The organism is Nocardiopsis sp. EMB25 (assembly GCF_026797795.1).
In the GTDB taxonomy this organism is placed as follows: Bacteria; Actinomycetota; Actinomycetes; order Streptosporangiales; family Streptosporangiaceae; genus Nocardiopsis; species Nocardiopsis lucentensis.
The window spans coordinates 3,302,790-3,318,824 of sequence record NZ_JAMTDN010000001.1 but is presented as its reverse complement, the minus strand read 5'-3'; the positions used below and the strand labels follow the sequence as shown (position 1 = coordinate 3,318,824).

The following is a 16,035-nucleotide window of genomic DNA, read 5'->3' as shown; positions in this document are numbered from 1 at the left end:
CCGCCTCGCTCCGGACCGTGCCCGGGCGACCATTCCACGGCACGGGCCCTGGCAGGCACCTGCCCCGGCAGCTCCGAACAGGGCGAACGCGACCACTGACAGGAAGGCGGACCCCATGCGCATCGCGTGTGTCGGGGCGGGCCCCGGAGGACTCTACTTCGCCGCCCTGGCCAAGCAGCTCGACGTCGGCCACGAGATCACCGTGTACGAACGCGACCCGGCCGACGCCACCTACGGCTTCGGGGTGGTGCTCTCCGACGAGACCCTCGGCGGAATCGAACACGCCGACCCCCACGTGTACGCGGCCCTGGCCGCCGAGTCCGCCCGCTGGGACGACATCGACGTCCACCACCGGGGCGCCGTCGTCACCTCGGGCGGCCACGGGTTCTCCGCGATCGGCCGCCGGACCCTGCTGAGGATCCTGCGCGAACGCTGCGCCGAGCTCGGCGTGCGCGTGCGGACCGGCGTCCACGCCCCACCCGCCGACGAGCTGGCCGCCGCCCACGATGTGGTGGTGGCCGCCGACGGGGCGCACAGCCGCACCCGCGCCGCCTACGCCGACGCCTTCGGCACCACCCTGGAACACGGCCGCAACCGGTTCATGTGGTTGGGCACCGACCGGGTGTTCGACGCCTTCCGGTTCCACGTCCTGGAGACCCCCCACGGCGTCATGCAGCTGCACTGCTACCCCTACTCCGCCGACGCCAGCACGTTCCTGGTGGAGACGCACGAGGACGTGTGGCGGGCGGCCGGTTTCGCCGACCTCGCCGAGCGCTGCGACCCCCGACCCGGCCGCAGCGACACCGAGAGCATCGCCCGCTGCTCCACGCTCTTCGCCGACGTCCTCGACGGCGGCCGCCTGCTGCCCAACAACTCCCGGTGGCAGCGGTTCACCACGGTGCGCAACCGCTCCTGGCACCACGGCAACGTCGTACTCCTCGGCGACGCCGCGCACACCGCGCACTTCTCCATCGGGTCGGGCACCAAGCTCGCCATGGAGGACGCCCTGGCCCTGGCCGCCTGCCTGCACGAGAACCCCACCGTCCCCTCCGCCCTGGCCGCCTACGAGACCGAGCGCGGCCCCGTCGTGGCCAGTACCCAGCGCGCGGCCCAGGCCAGCATGGAGTGGTTCGAGGGCATCGGCCGCCACGTCGGACAGGAGCCCGTCCAGTTCGCCTTCGACCTGCTCACCCGCAGTCGCCGGGTCACCTACGACAACCTGCGCCTGCGCGACCCCGAGTTCGTCGCCGAGGTGGACGCTTGGTTCGCCGACCGCGCCGGCGCCGCCCCCGTCGCACCCCGCCCGCCCATGTTCCACCCCTTCCGCCTGGGCGGACTGGAACTGGCCAACCGGGTGGTGGTCTCGGCCATGGACGTGTACTCCGCCGTGGACGGCACCCCGCAGGACTTCCACCTGGTCCACCTCGGCGGCAAGGCCCTCGGCGGCGCCGGATTGGTCATGACGGAGATGGTGTGCGTGTCGGCCGAGGGGCGCATCACCCCCGGTTGCTCCGGCCTGTACCGGACCGAACACGAGACCGCCTGGCGCCGGGTCACCGACTTCGTGCACGCTCACAGCGGAGCGCGTGTCGGCGTCCAGCTCGGCCACTCCGGACGCAAGGGGTCCACCCGGCGCATGTGGGAGGGGATGGACGAACCGCTCCCGGAGGGCAACTGGCCGATCGTCGCGCCGTCCCCGATCCCGTACCGGGAGGGCGTCAACCAGGTCCCCCGCGAACTCGACGCCGCCGCCATGGCCGCGATCCGCGACGATTTCGTCGCCGCCGCGCTCGCCGCCGACCGGGCCGGGTTCGACCTGCTGGAGCTGCACTGCGCCCACGGGTACCTGCTGTCCGGCTTCCTGTCCCCGGTCACCAACCGCCGCACCGACGCCTACGGCGGCGACCTGGCCGCCCGTCTGCGCTACCCCCTGGAGGTGCTCACCGCGGTCCGGGCGGCGTGGCCCGACCACAAACCCCTCACCGTGCGGATCTCCGCCACCGACTGGGTGGAGGGCGGCACCACCGCCGACGACGCCGTGGAGGTCGCCCGCGCCCTGGCCGCCGCCGGGGCCGACGCCATCGACGTCTCCACCGGACAGGTCACCCCCGACGAACGGCCCGCGCGCGGCCGCAGCTACCAGGTGCCCTTCGCCGAACGCATCCGCCGGGAGACCGGGGTCCCCGTCATCGCGGTGGGGGCGATCTCCTCCCACGACGACGTCAACTCCACCATCCTGGCCGGTCGCGCCGACCTGTGCGCTCTGGGACGACCCCATCTGTACGACCCGCACTGGACACTGCACGCCGCCGCCGACCAGGGGTATGAGGGCCCCGGCGCGACCTGGCCGCCTCCCTTCCGGGCGGGTAGCCGGAAACCGCCCACGGGCCGCACCGACGGGCCCCGCCCCCGACTCGACCTGCTACGTTCCCCAGGAGCCGACGCCACCCGCCACCGGCGCTGGCGCCCCGGCCGATGACGCCCGCCCACGACGATGGAGAGGCCCGTGCCGACGACCCTCACCTACGGGGAGCACCCCAGCCAGACCGTCCACCGGTGGGCCCCCGCCGACGGAGCCGACCGGCCCGCGCCGGTCGCGGTACTGCTGCACGGAGGATGGTGGCGCGACCTGCACGACGCCCGTCTCATGGAGCCGCTGGCCCGGGACCTGAGCGCCGCCGGGTGGGACGTGTGGAACGTGGAGTACCGGCGCACGGGGGCCGACGGGGGAGGGTGGCCGCGCACCCGCGACGACGTCGCCCGCGCGCTGGAGCTGCTCGCGGAGACCATCGACCGGGAGGACGGCGCGCTGGACGCCTCCCGGGTGGCGTCGGTGGGGCACTCGGCGGGCGGGCACCTGGCCCTGCTCACCGCGGTGGACTCCCCCGTCACCGACGTGGTGGCGCTCGCCCCGATCACCGACCTGCGGCGCTGCGCCGACGCGGGGCTGGGCGAGGGCGCGGTCGAACCGTTCCTGGGCCCCGATCCCGACCCGGGTCTGTACGAGACCACATCACCCCGCCACCGGCTTCCTGTCGGGGTGCCCCAGCTGGTCGTGCACGGCGACGCGGACGACCGGGTCCCGGTGGCGCACAGCCGCGACTACGTGGCGGCGGCCCGCGCGGCCGGGGACGCGGTGGACTACCGGGAGGTGGCCGGGGCCGACCACTTCGCGGTCATCGACCCCGCGCACCCCGCCTGGGGTGCGGTCCGCGACCGCCTCGACCGGCGCTGAGCGCTCCCGGGCCGACCGGGGCGGGGTGTCCGGTCGGCCGCCGGCGCGTCCGGACGTCCGGGACCCGTCAGGACTTCTGGGCGGACCCGCCCCGCCAGCGGTCGGCGACGGTGTCGAAGATCTTCCCGCCCGCGCTGGCCGCGCTTCCGGCGACGTCGCGCAGGGTGCCCAGGAGCGGGTCCTCCGATCGCTCCCACGCGTCCTTGTAGTGGTTGGCGGCGTTGCGGGCCTCCTGGCCGACACTGGCGTCGCGGTCCGAGGAGCGGCGCGGGTAGTCACCGCCCAGGATGCGCTGGTAGGAACCGTCCTCCACCCACCGGTGCAGCTCGGCCAGGCGGACCACCGCGAACGGGTGGGTCTGCCCGCTGAGGCTGAGTAGCTTGAGGAGGCTGTCGCGTGCGTCGCCGCCGCGCTCGTACTCGCGGGCCTGCTCCAGGAAGGCGTCGGGGTTCATCTCCGCCAGGGTGGAGCCGCCCGCCATCTTCATCAGCGCGCGCTTGCCCGCCTCGGGGTCCTGGCAGGCCAGGACGCCCGCGCGGTCGCAGGACAGCTCGGACTTGCGGTACCACTCCTCCAGCGCGGCCACGATGGCGCGCAGGCCGATGTAGCCCAGCGGGATCCACGCCACGCGGGCGGCGAGCTGGATCAGGGCCAGCAGCATCGTGCGGTAGACGGCGTGGCCGCTGAGGATGTGGCCGACCTCATGGCCGATGACGAACCGCTGCTCCTCGGCGTCGAGCAGGTCGAACAGACCCGTGGTCATGACGATGAACGGCTTCTGGCTGCCGATCGCCATCGCGTTGGGCTTGGGGTTCATCTGGACGTAGAGCTCGGGAACCTCGTCCAGGTCCAGGACGTAGGCGGCGTCGCGCACGTAGTCGTGCAGGTGCGGGAACTGGGTGGGGCCCACGCGCACCGCGCTGGACAGGAACATCAGGCGCAGAGCCCGCTCGTTGAAGAGCCCGGACATGCGCTTGAACACCTCGTCGAACCCGCGCAGCGAGCGCAGCGCGACCAGGGCGCCCCGGTCGGCCGGGTGCTCGTAGGCGCGGGGTGAGATCTCGGAGAGCCGGACGCGTACGCGGTCTGGTGAGTTCGCCATACCGGCATGCTATGCGTCGCGATGGCGGTTGGCCACGGTTTCGGGCAATCGAGATATGACGTGATTCGCCGATCCTTCGGGAACCGCGGGGAAGGAACCCGTCCCACCACTCGTTGACCCAGTTCCAGGGGCATATCGGGAAAAAGCGCCGACGACGGTACACCCCGTCGGCTAATCTCGGTTGGCCGATCCCGGCAACGACCACGACCACGGCGAAACGGAGCGCACAGTGGCCAACGAAGCGACCGGCGCGCCCACCAGGGCCGGAGCCGCCCCCACCAAGGTCGGCATCATGGGTGGCACCTTCGACCCCATCCACCACGGGCACCTCGTCGCCGCCAGTGAGGTGGCCCACCTTTTCGACCTCGACGAGGTCGTGTTCGTCCCCACGGGCCAGCCCTGGCAGAAGGACCCCGACAACGTCACCCCCTCCGAGGACCGCTACCTCATGACGGTGATCGCCACCGCCGAGAACCCCCAGTTCCGGGTCGACCGCATCGAGATCGACCGCGCCGGGCCCACGTACACCCTGGACACCCTGCGTGAGATGCGCGCCTCCTACGGCCCCGACGTCGAGCTGTACTTCATCACCGGAGCCGACGCGCTCGGCGCCATTCTGAGCTGGCACAACGTCGACGAACTCTTCGAGCTCGCGCATTTCGTAGGCTGTAACCGTCCCGGGCACCATCTCAGTGACTCCGGGCTGCCCGAGGGCAAGGTCTCGCTGGTGGAGGTTCCCGCGTTGGCCATCTCCTCGACCGAGTGCCGGGAGCGGGTCCGCAAGGGCGAACCCATCTGGTACCTGGTCCCCGACGGCATCGTCCGCTACATCAACAAGACCGGGCTCTACCGAGAGAGCTGAAAGGCAGCAAGCACAACGTGACAGCCACCGACAGGGCGCTGGAGCTGGTCAGGGTCGCCGCAGAGGCCGCCTCCGACAAGCTCGCGCAGGAGATCATCGCCTACGACGTCAGCGACCAGCTCGTCATCACCGACGCCTTCGTGCTGTGCTCGGCGCCCAACGACCGGCAGGTCCGCGCGATCGTCGACGAGGTCGAGGACCAGCTCCGCCTCAAGGCCGGAGCCAAGCCGGTGCGGCGCGAGGGCGAGCGGGACGGCCGCTGGGTGCTGCTGGACTACGCGGACATCGTCGTGCACATCCAGCACGAGGAGGAGCGCGGGTACTACGGCCTCGAACGCCTGTGGAAGGACTGCCCCGAGATCAGCCTTCCCGAGAACGCGCGCGGCGCCGAGCGCACCCCGCTGGACGAGCAGTAGCCGCCGAACGAGGAAGACGCGACCACGTGAGCGACACCATCCCCCGCGTGCTGTTCTGGCGGCACGGACGTACGGCCTGGAACGTCGAGAACCGCTTCCAGGGACAGACCGACATCGAACTCGACCGGCTCGGCCACGCCCAGGCCGAACGGGCGGGCCGCGTGCTCGCCACTCTGGAACCCGACGTCATCGTCGCCTCCGACCTGCGGAGGGCGGCCGACACCGCCGGGTACCTCAGCCGTGCGTCAGGGGTCGCGGTCGAGTACGACAAAGGGTTGCGTGAACGCTTCGGCGGCTCCTGGGAGGGACTGACCGGGGCGGAGCTGTCCGCCCGCTGGCCCGCCCAGCACGCCGTGATGGACATCCCCGACGGGGAGGACATCTCCGATGTCGGAGACCGGATGACCGCGGCCGTCGACCGTGCGCTGGAGCGGACGCCGTCCGGGGGACTGCTGGTCGTCGTCAGCCACGGCGCCGCGGTTCGGGTGGGTATCTCCAGGATGCTGGGGATCCCCGACGGGCAGCGGGAGGTGCTCGGCCCGCTCAGCAACTGCTGCTGGTCGGTCCTCCAACGCAGACGGGACAGATGGCGGCTCATGGAACACAACGCCGCGAGCCTTCCAGAGCCCGTCGTGCTCAGCGACGACGCCTGACCAGGACTCCGTTTCGACGTTCGCGCCGGATTCCGCTAAGGTTCTGGGAGTCGGCGGGCGACACACCCGCACGACTCCCACACGGGGCTATGGCGCAGTTGGTAGCGCGCCTCCATGGCATGGAGGAGGTCTGGGGTTCGAATCCCCATAGCTCCACGGACTCAGGACGACCCTGCTCGGGGGCCTTCGGCCGCCTCGCCGGGTCGTCCTTCGTGTTTGCCGGGGGGACGACCCCCCGAACCCCCGGTGTGCCGCTCGGCCTTCGGCCGTCGCGTTTGGCGGCACGGCCCGCGTCGGCTCGGGTTCGGGTCGTGTCCGGGCTGGCCGCGCTCGCCGGGTCGTCTCGTCGTTTCTTCTGGGGACGACCCCCCGGACCCCCGATGTGCCGACCGACGCCTGGCCGTCGCGCTTCGCGGCACGGTGCCTCGTCCCTCCGGTGACGGAACCGGGGGGCGCGGTGACCGTCGAACCGGGTGTGGGAATCAGCGAGGGGGTCGACGGGGAGTGGCGGACGCACGCGAACGAGGTCGAGGAGCGCGTCCAACGGCACGCCGACAGGATCGCGGGTGTCTGGGAGGGGTGCGGCAACGCGACCGGTCTCAGTGCGGACCTCACCGGTGTGATCCCGCGCGCACGGCTGCGCGCGGGCCGGGAGGACGCGGAGGATCTGGCACGGCGGGTGTACCGGGGGCTGCCCTTCGAGATACGACTCCACAAGGCGCGGAAGCTGCGCGGGGTGTGGTACGAGGCGCTGTTCAGGGACATCGCGCGGCGTCGGGGCGGGATGTCGATGCTCAGGGGGCCGCGTGAGCGCATGCGGTGGCACGTCGAAGAACTCGCCCTGGAGCTGGAGGCGGGCCTCGGCGAGGTGCGGCGGGCCCACGCGCTGACCGGTTCGGCGGGCAGGTGCTGCGAGTACGACTTCCTGTGGGTGGACTACCTCCTGGTCACCGACGACTGGGTCGTGGTCCTCCACGTCGGTGAACTGGACTGACGGCCGCCGCGCCCGGCTCTCCCTCACGCGCGCCGCCTCGGCCCTTTTCAGTCCACAAGTAGGGATTTCATGAGATGAAGTGATTCGATAAATTTCATCTCACTTTGCTCCGTAAAGGAAATTCCAAATATTCCACCGTTCTCGGATCCTTGGGTTTTGCTGGATCTGGCTGGAAGTTTCCGGATCTAAGGTGATCGACCTGAGGACTCCGTGTCGCTCTCCACCCGGTGCGTCATGGCTCTGTCCTTCCGAATATTTAGCGATATGGGGACGGAATTCATCCAGGAGGAGAATTCATGAGAATCGCCAAGCGTCTGACATGCGTCCTGTCCGGCCTGGCCGTGGTGGGCAGCGCCCTCGTGGTGGCGGGAGCGCCCGCGTCGGCCGAGGGGGAGGGCAAGGAGACCGCCGAGTCCCATTCCCATGCTCGGCCGTTCACGTGGGGTGTCATCGGCCGGAATACGCTGGGCTCGCCGAACGCCGTGTTCCGGGACGGCCCCTTCGGTCGTACGGACGGCGGCCCCGCGGCGACTCAGCCGCCGCCCTTCGGCAGGGGCAGTCTGGGGATCATCGTCGCCGACGGCACGGAGAAGATCGACTTCGGGAACGAGACGGACTTCGCGGGTCTGCGACTCGCGGACATCAGGAAGCTGAACTACTGGATATTCGTCGGAATGGACAGCCTGTCGGGTGTCTCGTTGCCGGGCGCCTTGTTGGAGGTCAACCCCGGATTGGACCCGAACGTGACCTTCTCAAGCCTGGTATATCTGCCCGAGAGCTCCAACAGTCCGTCAGCCCCCGCGACCCCGTCCAACAACGTGTGGCAGAAATATCGCGCCGACGCTGACGGCAGCGCCTGGTTCGCCACCGGGGCGACGGGACCCGCGATCGGCTGTACCGGGTCGAGCCCGTGCTCGTTCGCCGAGCTCAAGGAGAAGCTGCCGGACGCGGAGATCACCTTCAGCCTGGCCATCAGCAAGGGCAGGGACAACGCCTTCGTCGGCGCGGTCGACGGGCTCCGGATCAATGAGCAGCTCTACGACTTCGAGCCCTTCGGCGTCCGACGGCTCAGCTGACCGGGAGCGGTCGGGAACGTCCGTGTTCCGAGGCGGGGCGTGGTTGCGAGCGCCCCGCCCCGTTGTCTCACCGTGAGGGGCGGACCGAGCTCCTCACCCGCGCGGGCGGCGCAACCACACGGCGGTGTCGCCCGGTAGCGCCCCGTCCAGTTCGGCACTGGCCACCAGGACCTCCCCCGGCGGAAGCCGCACCGCGTCGGGACCGGTGTTGACCAGGACCAGTGTCTGCGCTCCGCGCCAGAACGCCATGAGGGGACCGCCGTCCAGCTCCGCGTCCCAGGTCAGGGACTCGTCGGCGGAGAACCCCCGCCGTGCGGCGAGCGCCCGCCGGTACAGGTTCAGAGTCGACCCCGGATCCCCCGCCTGAGCCTCCACCGACCAACGACCCCACCCCGCGGGCTGGGGGAGCCAGGAACCTCCGTCACCGAAGCCGTGGGAGGGGCCGTCCACCGTCCACGGCAGCGGGACCCGTGAGCCGTCCCTTCCCTTGTCGGTGTGCCCGCTGCGTGGCCAGCGCGGGTCCTCCAACGCCTCGGGGGGAAGGTCGGCGACCTCGGGCAGCCCCAGCTCCTCCCCCTGGTAGAGATAGGCCGACCCGGGCAGTGCCAGCATCAGCAGGGCCAGCGCACGGGCGCGGCGCGTGCCCAGATCGAGGTCCGGGGCGGGGTCGCGGCCGTCACCGAGCAGCCAGGTCCGTAGGTCGGTGCCAGGGGGCAGGCCCAGGACCGACACCCGACGCACCAGGTCATGGTTGTTGGTCACCCACGTCGCCACCGTGCCCGTCCGCGCGGCGTCGGTGATGGAGGCATCGATCACGCGCCGATAGGAGCCGGCGTCCCACGGAGTGAGCAGGAAGTCGAAGTTGAAGGTCTGGTCCAGTTCGTCGGGGCGGGTGTAGCGGATCCGGCGGTCGGCGGGCAGCCACACCTCGCCGACGGTGGTCGGGGGCGGGTCGAACTCCGCCAGGACCCGGCGCCAGTCCCGGTAGACGTCATGGACCCCGGGGCGGTCCATGAGCGGATGGTCCGGGTTGGCCGCGATGTCCTCGTACCGGCCGCCGTCCACCAGGACCAGGTCGCGCAGCGGCTCGGCCAGGTCCTTGACCAGCCCGTAGGCGACGTCGACGCGGAACCCGTCCACCCCGCGGCGGCTCCAGAACCGGAGGATGTCGCGGAACTCGTCGCGCACCCGCGGGTCGTCCCAGTTCAGGTCGGGCTGCTGGGGGGCGAAGAAGTGCAGGTACCACTGCCCGTCGGGCACCCGGGTCCAGGCCGGGCCGCCGAAGGTCGACCGCCAGTTGGACGGTGGCAGTTCCCCGTCCGGCCCCCGGCCGTCCCGGAAGACGTACCGGTCGCGTTCGGGCGATCCGGGCCCGGCCGCCAGGGCCGCGCGGAACCAGGGATGTGCCTCGGAGGTGTGGTTGGGCACGATGTCGATCACCACGCGAAGATCGCGCTCGTGGGCCGCTCGCACCATGGTGTCGAAGTCGTCCAGGCTTCCCAACAGCGGATCCACGTCCCGGAAGTCGGCGACGTCGTAGCCGCCGTCCGCCCATGGCGAGGGGTTGAACGGGGTCAGCCAGATCCCGTCGGCGCCCAGGTCGCTGATGTGGTCCATCCGGGCCGTGATCCCTGGGAGGTCGCCCACGCCGTCACCGTCGAAGTCGGAGAAACTGCGCGGGTAGACCTGGTAGAGGACCGCGTCGCGCCACCACTGCTGCATGAGTTCCCCCTGTGGTCGATTGTGCGTCGGGGCAGACCGCGCGTTCCCCTCACGGCCGCGATGGAGCGCCGGAGGATGATCCGGGCGGGTGGCCCCGCCAGGAGCGGACCTCGCGGACCTGACAGGCGAGCGTGTCGCGATCGGCCGACTCCTGGACGCGTTGACGGACCCGCCGGGCGACATCACGCGTGCTCGCGGGCCTGTTGGACATGCGGACCACGTTAGAGAACGATGAGGGTGACGGCACTGTTTCCTTCCGGAGAGCCTCACGGTTGGTCCACGACTGGCTCGACACCGCGCGCCCGTCTCCGGCCGGCGCGAAAGGAGAGCGCCATGTCCGTCATCGCACGGCGTGCGGGGGCGGCGGTCCGCACCTGCGCCGCCGGGTTCGGGGCACTGGTCCTGACCGTGGCCGCCGCGTGCGGGGAACCGCCGGGCGGGGGCGGCGGCACCGCCGGTCTGGCCGACGACCCGCGGTTCGTCTGGGCGCTCACCGGTGCCGACCGGCAGATTCACGAGGCCGTCGCCCGGCTGTGGAACGAGGAGAATCCGGACCGGCGGGTCGACATCTTCTTCCTGGCACCCACCGCCGACGAGCAGCGCCAGGCCCTGTTCCAGGATCTCCAGAGCCAGGCCGGGGGGTTCGACGTCCTCGGACTCGACGTGATCTGGACCGGAGAGTTCGCCAATTTCGGCTACCTCGAGAGCCTGGAGGAGTTCAGGCCGAGGATCGAGGGCACCAGCCTGGCGGGCGCGGTCGACAGCGCCCAGTGGCGGGAGGAGCTGTACGCACTGCCCTACTCCTCCAACGGCGCGCTCCTCTACTACCGCACCGACCTCATCGACGAACCGCCCACCACGTGGGAGGAGCTCTACGAGACCGGTACCGAGGCGGCCGGGAAAGCGGGTGTCTCCGCCTACGTCGGCCAGGGCGACCGCTACGAAGGCTTCGTCGTCAACTTCCTGGAGCTGTACTGGTCGGCGGGCGGCGAGCTGTTCGACGACGCCCAGGAGCACAGCACCTTCCTGGAGGGGGACGCTGCCGAGACCGCACTGGACTTCATGACCGAGGCCTACGAGACCGGCTTCTACGCCGAGGGTTTCGACTCGATGGTCGAAGACGACGCCCGTGCCCTCTTCCAGGCGGGCGAGGCCGTCTACATGCGCAACTGGCCCTACGCCGTCCCGCTCCTGGAGGGCGAGGGCAGCGCGGTCGCCGGGGACTTCGCGGTCGCTCCGCTGCCGACCTTCACCGGTGAGGGCACCACCAGCGCGTTGGGCGGGCTCAACAACGCCGTCAGCTCGCTCAGCGACACCCCCGGGCTCGCCCGTGAGTTCGTCCTGTGGGCCGCCACCGACCCCGAGGCCCAGACGATCCTGGCCGACAGCAGTCTGCCTCCGACCCTGACCAGTGCTTACGACGACGTCAACGACCCGCGTCTGGAGCTGCTCGGCGAGGTTCTCGCCCAGGCGCACGCGCGTCCGCCGGTGCCCGGATACAACGCTCTGTCCCTGGCCATCCAGGACAACCTGCACCCCGCCTACATCGGGCAGGAGAACCCGGCCGCGGCGCTGGAGGACGTCGACCAGGCGGCCGACGCCGCGCTCGAACAAGAGTAGGGCCATGACCACGACCACGAACGTCCGCAGGCGACAGGGCTTGGGAGAACGGGCGATGGGGTGGGTGTTCCTCACCCCGTCGTTCGCCTTCATGGCCGTGATCGCGCTCTTCCCGGTCCTCTACGCGATCGGGATCAGCCTGTACCGGATCCGCGGGTTCCGGCGCGAGCCCGTAGGCCTCGACAACTACCTCCGTGTGCTCAGCGACTCCGGCTTCTACAACGCCGTGGGCAACACGCTGGTGTTCACCGTGGCGTCGGTGGCGCTGGAGTTCGCCATCGGGATGGCGTTCGCCCTGATCATGCACCAGGCGTTCGTTGGCCGGGGCCTGACCCGGGCGGTCATCCTGGTGCCCTGGGTGATCCCCACCGCGGTCGCCGCCCAGGTGTGGCGGTACATGTTCGATCGCAATCCGGGCTTCGTGAACGCGGTACTCGGCACCGACATCAACTGGCTGCGGGACCCCACCTGGACCATGGTCGGCATCATCAGTGCCGACGTGTGGAAGACCGCGCCGTTCGTGGCGCTGCTGCTCCTGGCCGGTCTCCAGACCATCCCGAAGGACTACTACGAGGCGGCCAAGGTCGATGGAGCGGGCGCGGTCCAGCGGTTCTCGCACATCACCCTGCCGCTGCTGCGCCCGGCGATCGTCGTCGCACTGCTGTTCCGGACGGTGGACGCGCTGCGCATGTTCGACTTCGCGTACGTGTTCGCCGGGTACTCCAACTCGGTCGCGACCCTGTCGGTGTACGCGCAGCGGTTCCTGGTCGCTGACCCGAAACCGGGGTACGCCAACGCGCTGTCCACGGTGACGTTCGTCGTCGTCATGCTCGTCGGACTGGCCTTCATCAGCCGGATGGGCCGCCACATGGTGGGCGACGTGGCACGGAAGGAGAGGCGATGACGGGCCGGACGCGGACGGCGGCCCCGACCCGGCCGGGGACCGCGCGCCGTCGGGGGACGCCCCCGGCGGCGGTCAACGCACTCAAGCCGCTGGGGCTGCTCCTGGTGTTGGGCTGGTGCCTGTTCCCGTTCCTGTGGATGGCGATGACCAGCCTGCGTACGGGATCGGTGGCGCTGACCGACCCGAACATCCTCCAGGGGCCGTTCGACCTGGACAACTACCGGCAGATCATCGGCCAGGGCTTCCACTTCGCGCTGCGCAACTCGCTGATCGTGGCCTCGGTGACGACGGTGGTCTGCGTCCCGGTGGCCTCCCTGGCGGGGTACGCGCTGGCCCGGTTGCCGTTGGCGGGCAAGTTCGTGATCCTGGCGGTGACTCTGGTCGCGACGCTGTTCCCACCGGTCGCCCTGGTCAACCCGCTGTACCAGATGTACCTGGAACTCAACCAGTGGACGGGGATCAACCTGCTCAACACGTACACGGGCATGGTGATCCCCTACGTCGCGCTGACCCTGCCACTGTCCATCTTCATCCTCGCCACGTTCTTCTCGGGCATCCCGAAGGAGATCGAGGAGTCGGCCAAGGTGGACGGCGCCACGCCGTTCCAGGCCTTCCTACGGGTGGTCGCGCCGCTGGCCGCCCCCGGAGTGGGGGCGGCGGCGATCCTCACCTTCGTCTACGCCACCAACGAGTTCCTGCTGGCCTTCTCCTTCGCCCCGAACGACCTCAACGTGCAGACCGTCCCGGTGTTCGTGGGCACCTTCGAGCGGGTCGGCTACGAGAACCCGATCGGGCAGATCATGGCGGCCTCGGTCCTGGTCTCGATCCCGCTCATCGTCTTCGCCCTGCTTCTGCAACGCCGGATCGTGGCGGGCCTGACCTCGGGGGCCGTCAAGGGGTGAACGGAAGTCACCGCGCGGGTGAGGCCTCGGGAACCTCGGGCCCGTCCTCGGTGACACCGCCGATGCGCAGCGCCGCCACCAGCTCCCGGTACAGCGCGTCCCGCTCCAACAGGTCCCGGTGGGTGCCTCTCGCGCGCACCCGACCCTCCTCCATGACGATGATGCGATCGGCGCCGATCACCGTGGACAGGCGGTGCGCGATGGTCACCACCGCGGCCCGCTCGGCGTGGCGGCGCACGCTTTCGGTGACGGCGGCCTCGGTGATCGCGTCCACCTGGGATGTCGCCTCGTCGAGCAGCAGCACGTCCGCCGAGCACAACAGGGCGCGGGCGAGCGCGACCCGCTGGCGCTCGCCCCCGGAGAACGAGGTCGCGTCGACGGGGGTGTCCAGTCCGTCGGCCAAGGCGTCCACCCGGTCCGCGAGCCGCACCTCACGCAGGACCCGGCCGATGTCCGCCTCGTTCGCGTCCGGTCGGCCGAACACCAGGTTCTCCCGCAGAGTTCCAGGCACCACGGGTGTGTCCTGTTCCACGTACGCGAACCGCTCGCGCACCCGGGCCGGGCTCAGCTCCCGGTAGGGGAGGCCGTCCAGCAGGATCCGGCCACCCTCCGGTTCCAGGAAGCGCAGGAGGAGGGAGAACACAGTGGTCTTTCCCGCCCCCGACGGGCCGACGATCGCGGTGTGTCCGCGCCGCGGCACGGTGATGTCCACCGAGTCGAGGGCCGCCTTCGTGCCGGGCGCGTACCTCGCGGTGACCCCGCGCAGCTCCAGCAGGACGTCGTCGGAGCCCCCGGAGGGGGAGACGACGGCGTCCGGCGTGCCCGCCGCACCGGGGTCCGCCTCCGGTTCGAGCGGGATCCGCGCCACCTCGCGGATCCGTCTCGCGGCGGCGACGCCCGACTGGAGGTCCGTCACGCTCTGGGAGAGCTCCGAGACCGGACCCATCAGGGTGAAGGCGTAGAGCAGGAAGGCGACCAGGGTGGAGACCTCGATCGTTCCCGCGCCGACGCGCACGGCGCCCAACCCGAGGATGGCGATGATGGCGAGCTGCACCCCGCTGAAGGCGATCGTCATGGCGACGGCCTGATGCCGCACCGCGCGGACGCTGTGCTCGGCCGACTCCTGGGCGTCGCGCAGGATCCGGTCGCCGAGTCGCTCCTCCGCCCGGCTGACCTTGACCGTGCGCATGGCGCGCAGGGCGCCCTCCAGGACACCGCCCATGGAACCGAGCGAGGCCTGGGCGCGCTCCTGGTGCCGGGCGATCGCCGGCATCAGGGTCATGAAGAGCACCGACACGACGACGACCGCGACGACCGCGGTGCCCAGCAGGACCAGGTCGAGCAGGGCCATCATGACGAGTGTGCCGACCAGCAGGACGGTGCCGTTGACGAGGCTGACCACGCTGTGGCCGACGGCTTTGTTGAGGAGCACGGTGTCGGAGGTGACACGGGTGACCAGCTCGCCGAGCGGTCGCTTGTTCAGCGACAGGATCGCCGCGCGGAAGTAACGCTGGACGATCGAGGTCCGGGCGTCCAGGACGATCCGCTCGGACATCGTGCCCAGCAGGATCCAGTGCCACAGACCCAGGACCGCCCCCACCGCGAACAGGCCGAGCAGGAGCGTGACGGGCGCGCCGAGCCCACCCCCCTTGGTGACGGTGTCCAGGACCAGCTTGATGACCATCGGGCTGGCCAGTTCCAGGGCCGAGCCGAAGAGGGCCAGGACCAGGCCGAGGAGGAGGGTGCCCCGGTGCGGGCGCACGAACGACCACAGCACGCGTAACTGGGCGAATCGGGGCTCGCTCTCGTCCGAGGATGAACGGGCGACAGTGTCCGGTGATTGATCATCCATGACTTGAATTAGGTCATGACTGACCCATTATCGTCAACTGATTATCTGCCGGTCTAGGATGGAGGCCATGGCGAACAGGGCTTCTGCGATGGATGAGACGAGGACACGCGCGCGCACCCGCCGGGCGATCCTCGAAGCGGCGGTCGAGGTCCTGGGGGAGAACTCGGCGGCGCCGCTGTCGGATGTGGCCAGAACCGCCGGGGTGGCGCGGAGCACGCTCCAGCGCTACTTCCCCGAGCGCTCGGACCTCATCTGTGCCCTGGGGGAATACGTCGAGGAGCTGGTCAACGAGGCCACCGAACGGGCGCGCACCACCGACGGCACCGCCATCGAGGCCTTCTCCCGCCTGGTCGCGGAGTACTTCGGGGTGCGCAAGGCGGTCATGGCCGCCTTCGGGGATCACGACGCCACACGGCAGAGTCCGCAGGAGGAGTGGAACAGTCCCGCGGACCTGGCCTTGTACGAGCTCGTCGAAAGAGGGCACGAGGACGGCACCATCGACCCCAGGATCACGCCGCTGTGGGCGCAGCAGCTGCTGTGGTCGGGCCTGTACGCCGGGGCCACCTACGTCTGGGTCGCCAGGGTGCCCGCCTTCGAGGCACTCAACATGTGCCTGCTGTCCCTGGTCAAGGCGGTGTCCACCGAACCGCGGAAGTGAACCGGGCGGTGGAGCCCGCCGCGCGGGAGGGCGCGGCGG

Annotated in this window: 14 protein-coding genes and 1 tRNA gene; 12 read left to right on the top strand and 3 right to left on the bottom strand. The window is 70.6% G+C overall.

Annotated elements, in window-relative coordinates:
- Positions 1–115: 115 nt before the first annotated feature.
- Together KIK06_RS14360 and KIK06_RS14355 are read left to right on the top strand one after the other, a co-directional pair.
- On the top strand, positions 116–2,479 hold the full coding sequence (locus KIK06_RS14360) for a bifunctional salicylyl-CoA 5-hydroxylase/oxidoreductase (RefSeq protein ID WP_268643511.1): 2,364 nt from the start codon (positions 116–118) through the stop codon (positions 2,477–2,479).
- Between the two features lie 27 nt (positions 2,480–2,506).
- On the top strand, positions 2,507–3,235 hold the full coding sequence (locus KIK06_RS14355; protein ID WP_268643510.1) for an alpha/beta hydrolase family protein: 729 nt from the start codon (positions 2,507–2,509) through the stop codon (positions 3,233–3,235).
- 67 nt (positions 3,236–3,302) lie between these two features.
- Here KIK06_RS14355 and KIK06_RS14350 read toward each other — a convergent pair whose 3' ends face one another.
- Positions 3,303–4,337, bottom strand: a complete 1,035-nt coding sequence (locus tag KIK06_RS14350) for a M48 family metallopeptidase (protein WP_017597816.1) — start codon at positions 4,335–4,337, stop codon at positions 3,303–3,305.
- A gap of 289 nt (positions 4,338–4,626) precedes the next feature.
- On the opposite strand from KIK06_RS14350, the gene nadD reads away from it, so the two are divergent.
- The 6 genes from nadD (at position 4,627) to KIK06_RS14320 (ending at position 8,338) form a co-directional block, all read left to right on the top strand.
- Positions 4,627–5,199 carry a nicotinate-nucleotide adenylyltransferase gene (nadD, locus tag KIK06_RS14345; protein ID WP_268645995.1) on the top strand — a complete coding sequence of 191 codons (573 nt, stop codon included), beginning with the start codon at positions 4,627–4,629 and terminating at the stop codon, positions 5,197–5,199.
- Positions 5,200–5,216: 17 nt separating this feature from the next.
- Positions 5,217–5,615, top strand: a complete 399-nt coding sequence (gene rsfS, locus KIK06_RS14340; protein WP_017597818.1) for a ribosome silencing factor — start codon at positions 5,217–5,219, stop codon at positions 5,613–5,615.
- 26 nt (positions 5,616–5,641) lie between these two features.
- Positions 5,642–6,268, top strand: a complete 627-nt coding sequence (locus tag KIK06_RS14335; RefSeq protein ID WP_017597819.1) for a histidine phosphatase family protein — start codon at positions 5,642–5,644, stop codon at positions 6,266–6,268.
- Positions 6,269–6,351: 83 nt separating this feature from the next.
- A tRNA-Ala gene (locus tag KIK06_RS14330) sits at positions 6,352–6,424 on the top strand.
- A 280-nt stretch (positions 6,425–6,704) separates the two neighbouring features.
- A complete protein-coding gene (locus KIK06_RS14325) occupies positions 6,705–7,262 on the top strand; it encodes a hypothetical protein (protein ID WP_268643509.1) in 558 nt (185 codons plus the stop codon).
- A gap of 296 nt (positions 7,263–7,558) precedes the next feature.
- Complete coding sequence (locus KIK06_RS14320; protein ID WP_268643508.1) at positions 7,559–8,338, top strand: hypothetical protein; 780 nt, start codon at positions 7,559–7,561, stop codon at positions 8,336–8,338.
- Between the two features lie 93 nt (positions 8,339–8,431).
- Here KIK06_RS14320 and KIK06_RS14315 read toward each other — a convergent pair whose 3' ends face one another.
- Entirely contained in the window at positions 8,432–10,060 is a 1,629-nt protein-coding gene (locus KIK06_RS14315) for a glycoside hydrolase family 13 protein (RefSeq protein ID WP_268643507.1), read from the bottom strand.
- A gap of 333 nt (positions 10,061–10,393) precedes the next feature.
- Here KIK06_RS14315 and KIK06_RS14310 point away from each other — a divergent pair, with 333 nt between their 5' ends.
- From KIK06_RS14310 to KIK06_RS14300, 3 genes are read left to right on the top strand one after another with little or no spacing between them, the layout of a single operon-like run.
- Complete coding sequence (locus tag KIK06_RS14310) at positions 10,394–11,680, top strand: ABC transporter substrate-binding protein (RefSeq protein WP_268643506.1); 1,287 nt, start codon at positions 10,394–10,396, stop codon at positions 11,678–11,680.
- A 55-nt stretch (positions 11,681–11,735) separates the two neighbouring features.
- Positions 11,736–12,584 (top strand): carbohydrate ABC transporter permease, encoded by an 849-nt coding sequence (locus KIK06_RS14305; protein ID WP_268645994.1) that lies wholly within the window; start codon positions 11,736–11,738, stop codon positions 12,582–12,584.
- A complete protein-coding gene (locus tag KIK06_RS14300) occupies positions 12,581–13,486 on the top strand; it encodes a carbohydrate ABC transporter permease (protein ID WP_017597823.1) in 906 nt (301 codons plus the stop codon). The genes KIK06_RS14305 and KIK06_RS14300 overlap by 4 nt, the downstream gene beginning before the upstream one ends.
- A 7-nt stretch (positions 13,487–13,493) precedes the next feature.
- Here KIK06_RS14300 and KIK06_RS14295 read toward each other — a convergent pair whose 3' ends face one another.
- The gene (locus tag KIK06_RS14295) at positions 13,494–15,263 is read right to left on the bottom strand and encodes an ABC transporter ATP-binding protein (RefSeq protein ID WP_268645992.1); all 1,770 of its coding nucleotides are present in this window, start codon (positions 15,261–15,263) and stop codon (positions 13,494–13,496) included.
- 142 nt (positions 15,264–15,405) lie between these two features.
- On the opposite strand from KIK06_RS14295, the gene KIK06_RS14290 reads away from it, so the two are divergent.
- Positions 15,406–15,996, top strand: coding sequence for a TetR/AcrR family transcriptional regulator (locus KIK06_RS14290; RefSeq protein ID WP_268643505.1), 591 nt, complete (start codon positions 15,406–15,408; stop codon positions 15,994–15,996).
- Positions 15,997–16,035 lie beyond the last annotated feature (39 nt).

Excerpts from the sequence above, each read along its gene's own strand:
- KIK06_RS14350 (WP_017597816.1), bottom strand. The coding sequence starts at position 4,337 with ATGGCGAACTCACCAGACCGCGTACGCGTCCGGCTCTCCGAGATCTCA.
- KIK06_RS14315 (WP_268643507.1), bottom strand. The coding sequence starts at position 10,060 with ATGCAGCAGTGGTGGCGCGACGCGGTCCTCTACCAGGTCTACCCGCGC.
- KIK06_RS14305 (WP_268645994.1), top strand. The coding sequence starts at position 11,736 with ATGGGGTGGGTGTTCCTCACCCCGTCGTTCGCCTTCATGGCCGTGATC.
- KIK06_RS14360 (WP_268643511.1), top strand. The coding sequence starts at position 116 with ATGCGCATCGCGTGTGTCGGGGCGGGCCCCGGAGGACTCTACTTCGCC.
- KIK06_RS14310 (WP_268643506.1), top strand. The coding sequence starts at position 10,394 with ATGTCCGTCATCGCACGGCGTGCGGGGGCGGCGGTCCGCACCTGCGCC.
- KIK06_RS14290 (WP_268643505.1), top strand. The coding sequence starts at position 15,406 with ATGGCGAACAGGGCTTCTGCGATGGATGAGACGAGGACACGCGCGCGC.
- KIK06_RS14320 (WP_268643508.1), top strand. The coding sequence starts at position 7,559 with ATGAGAATCGCCAAGCGTCTGACATGCGTCCTGTCCGGCCTGGCCGTG.
- KIK06_RS14300 (WP_017597823.1), top strand. The coding sequence starts at position 12,581 with ATGACGGGCCGGACGCGGACGGCGGCCCCGACCCGGCCGGGGACCGCG.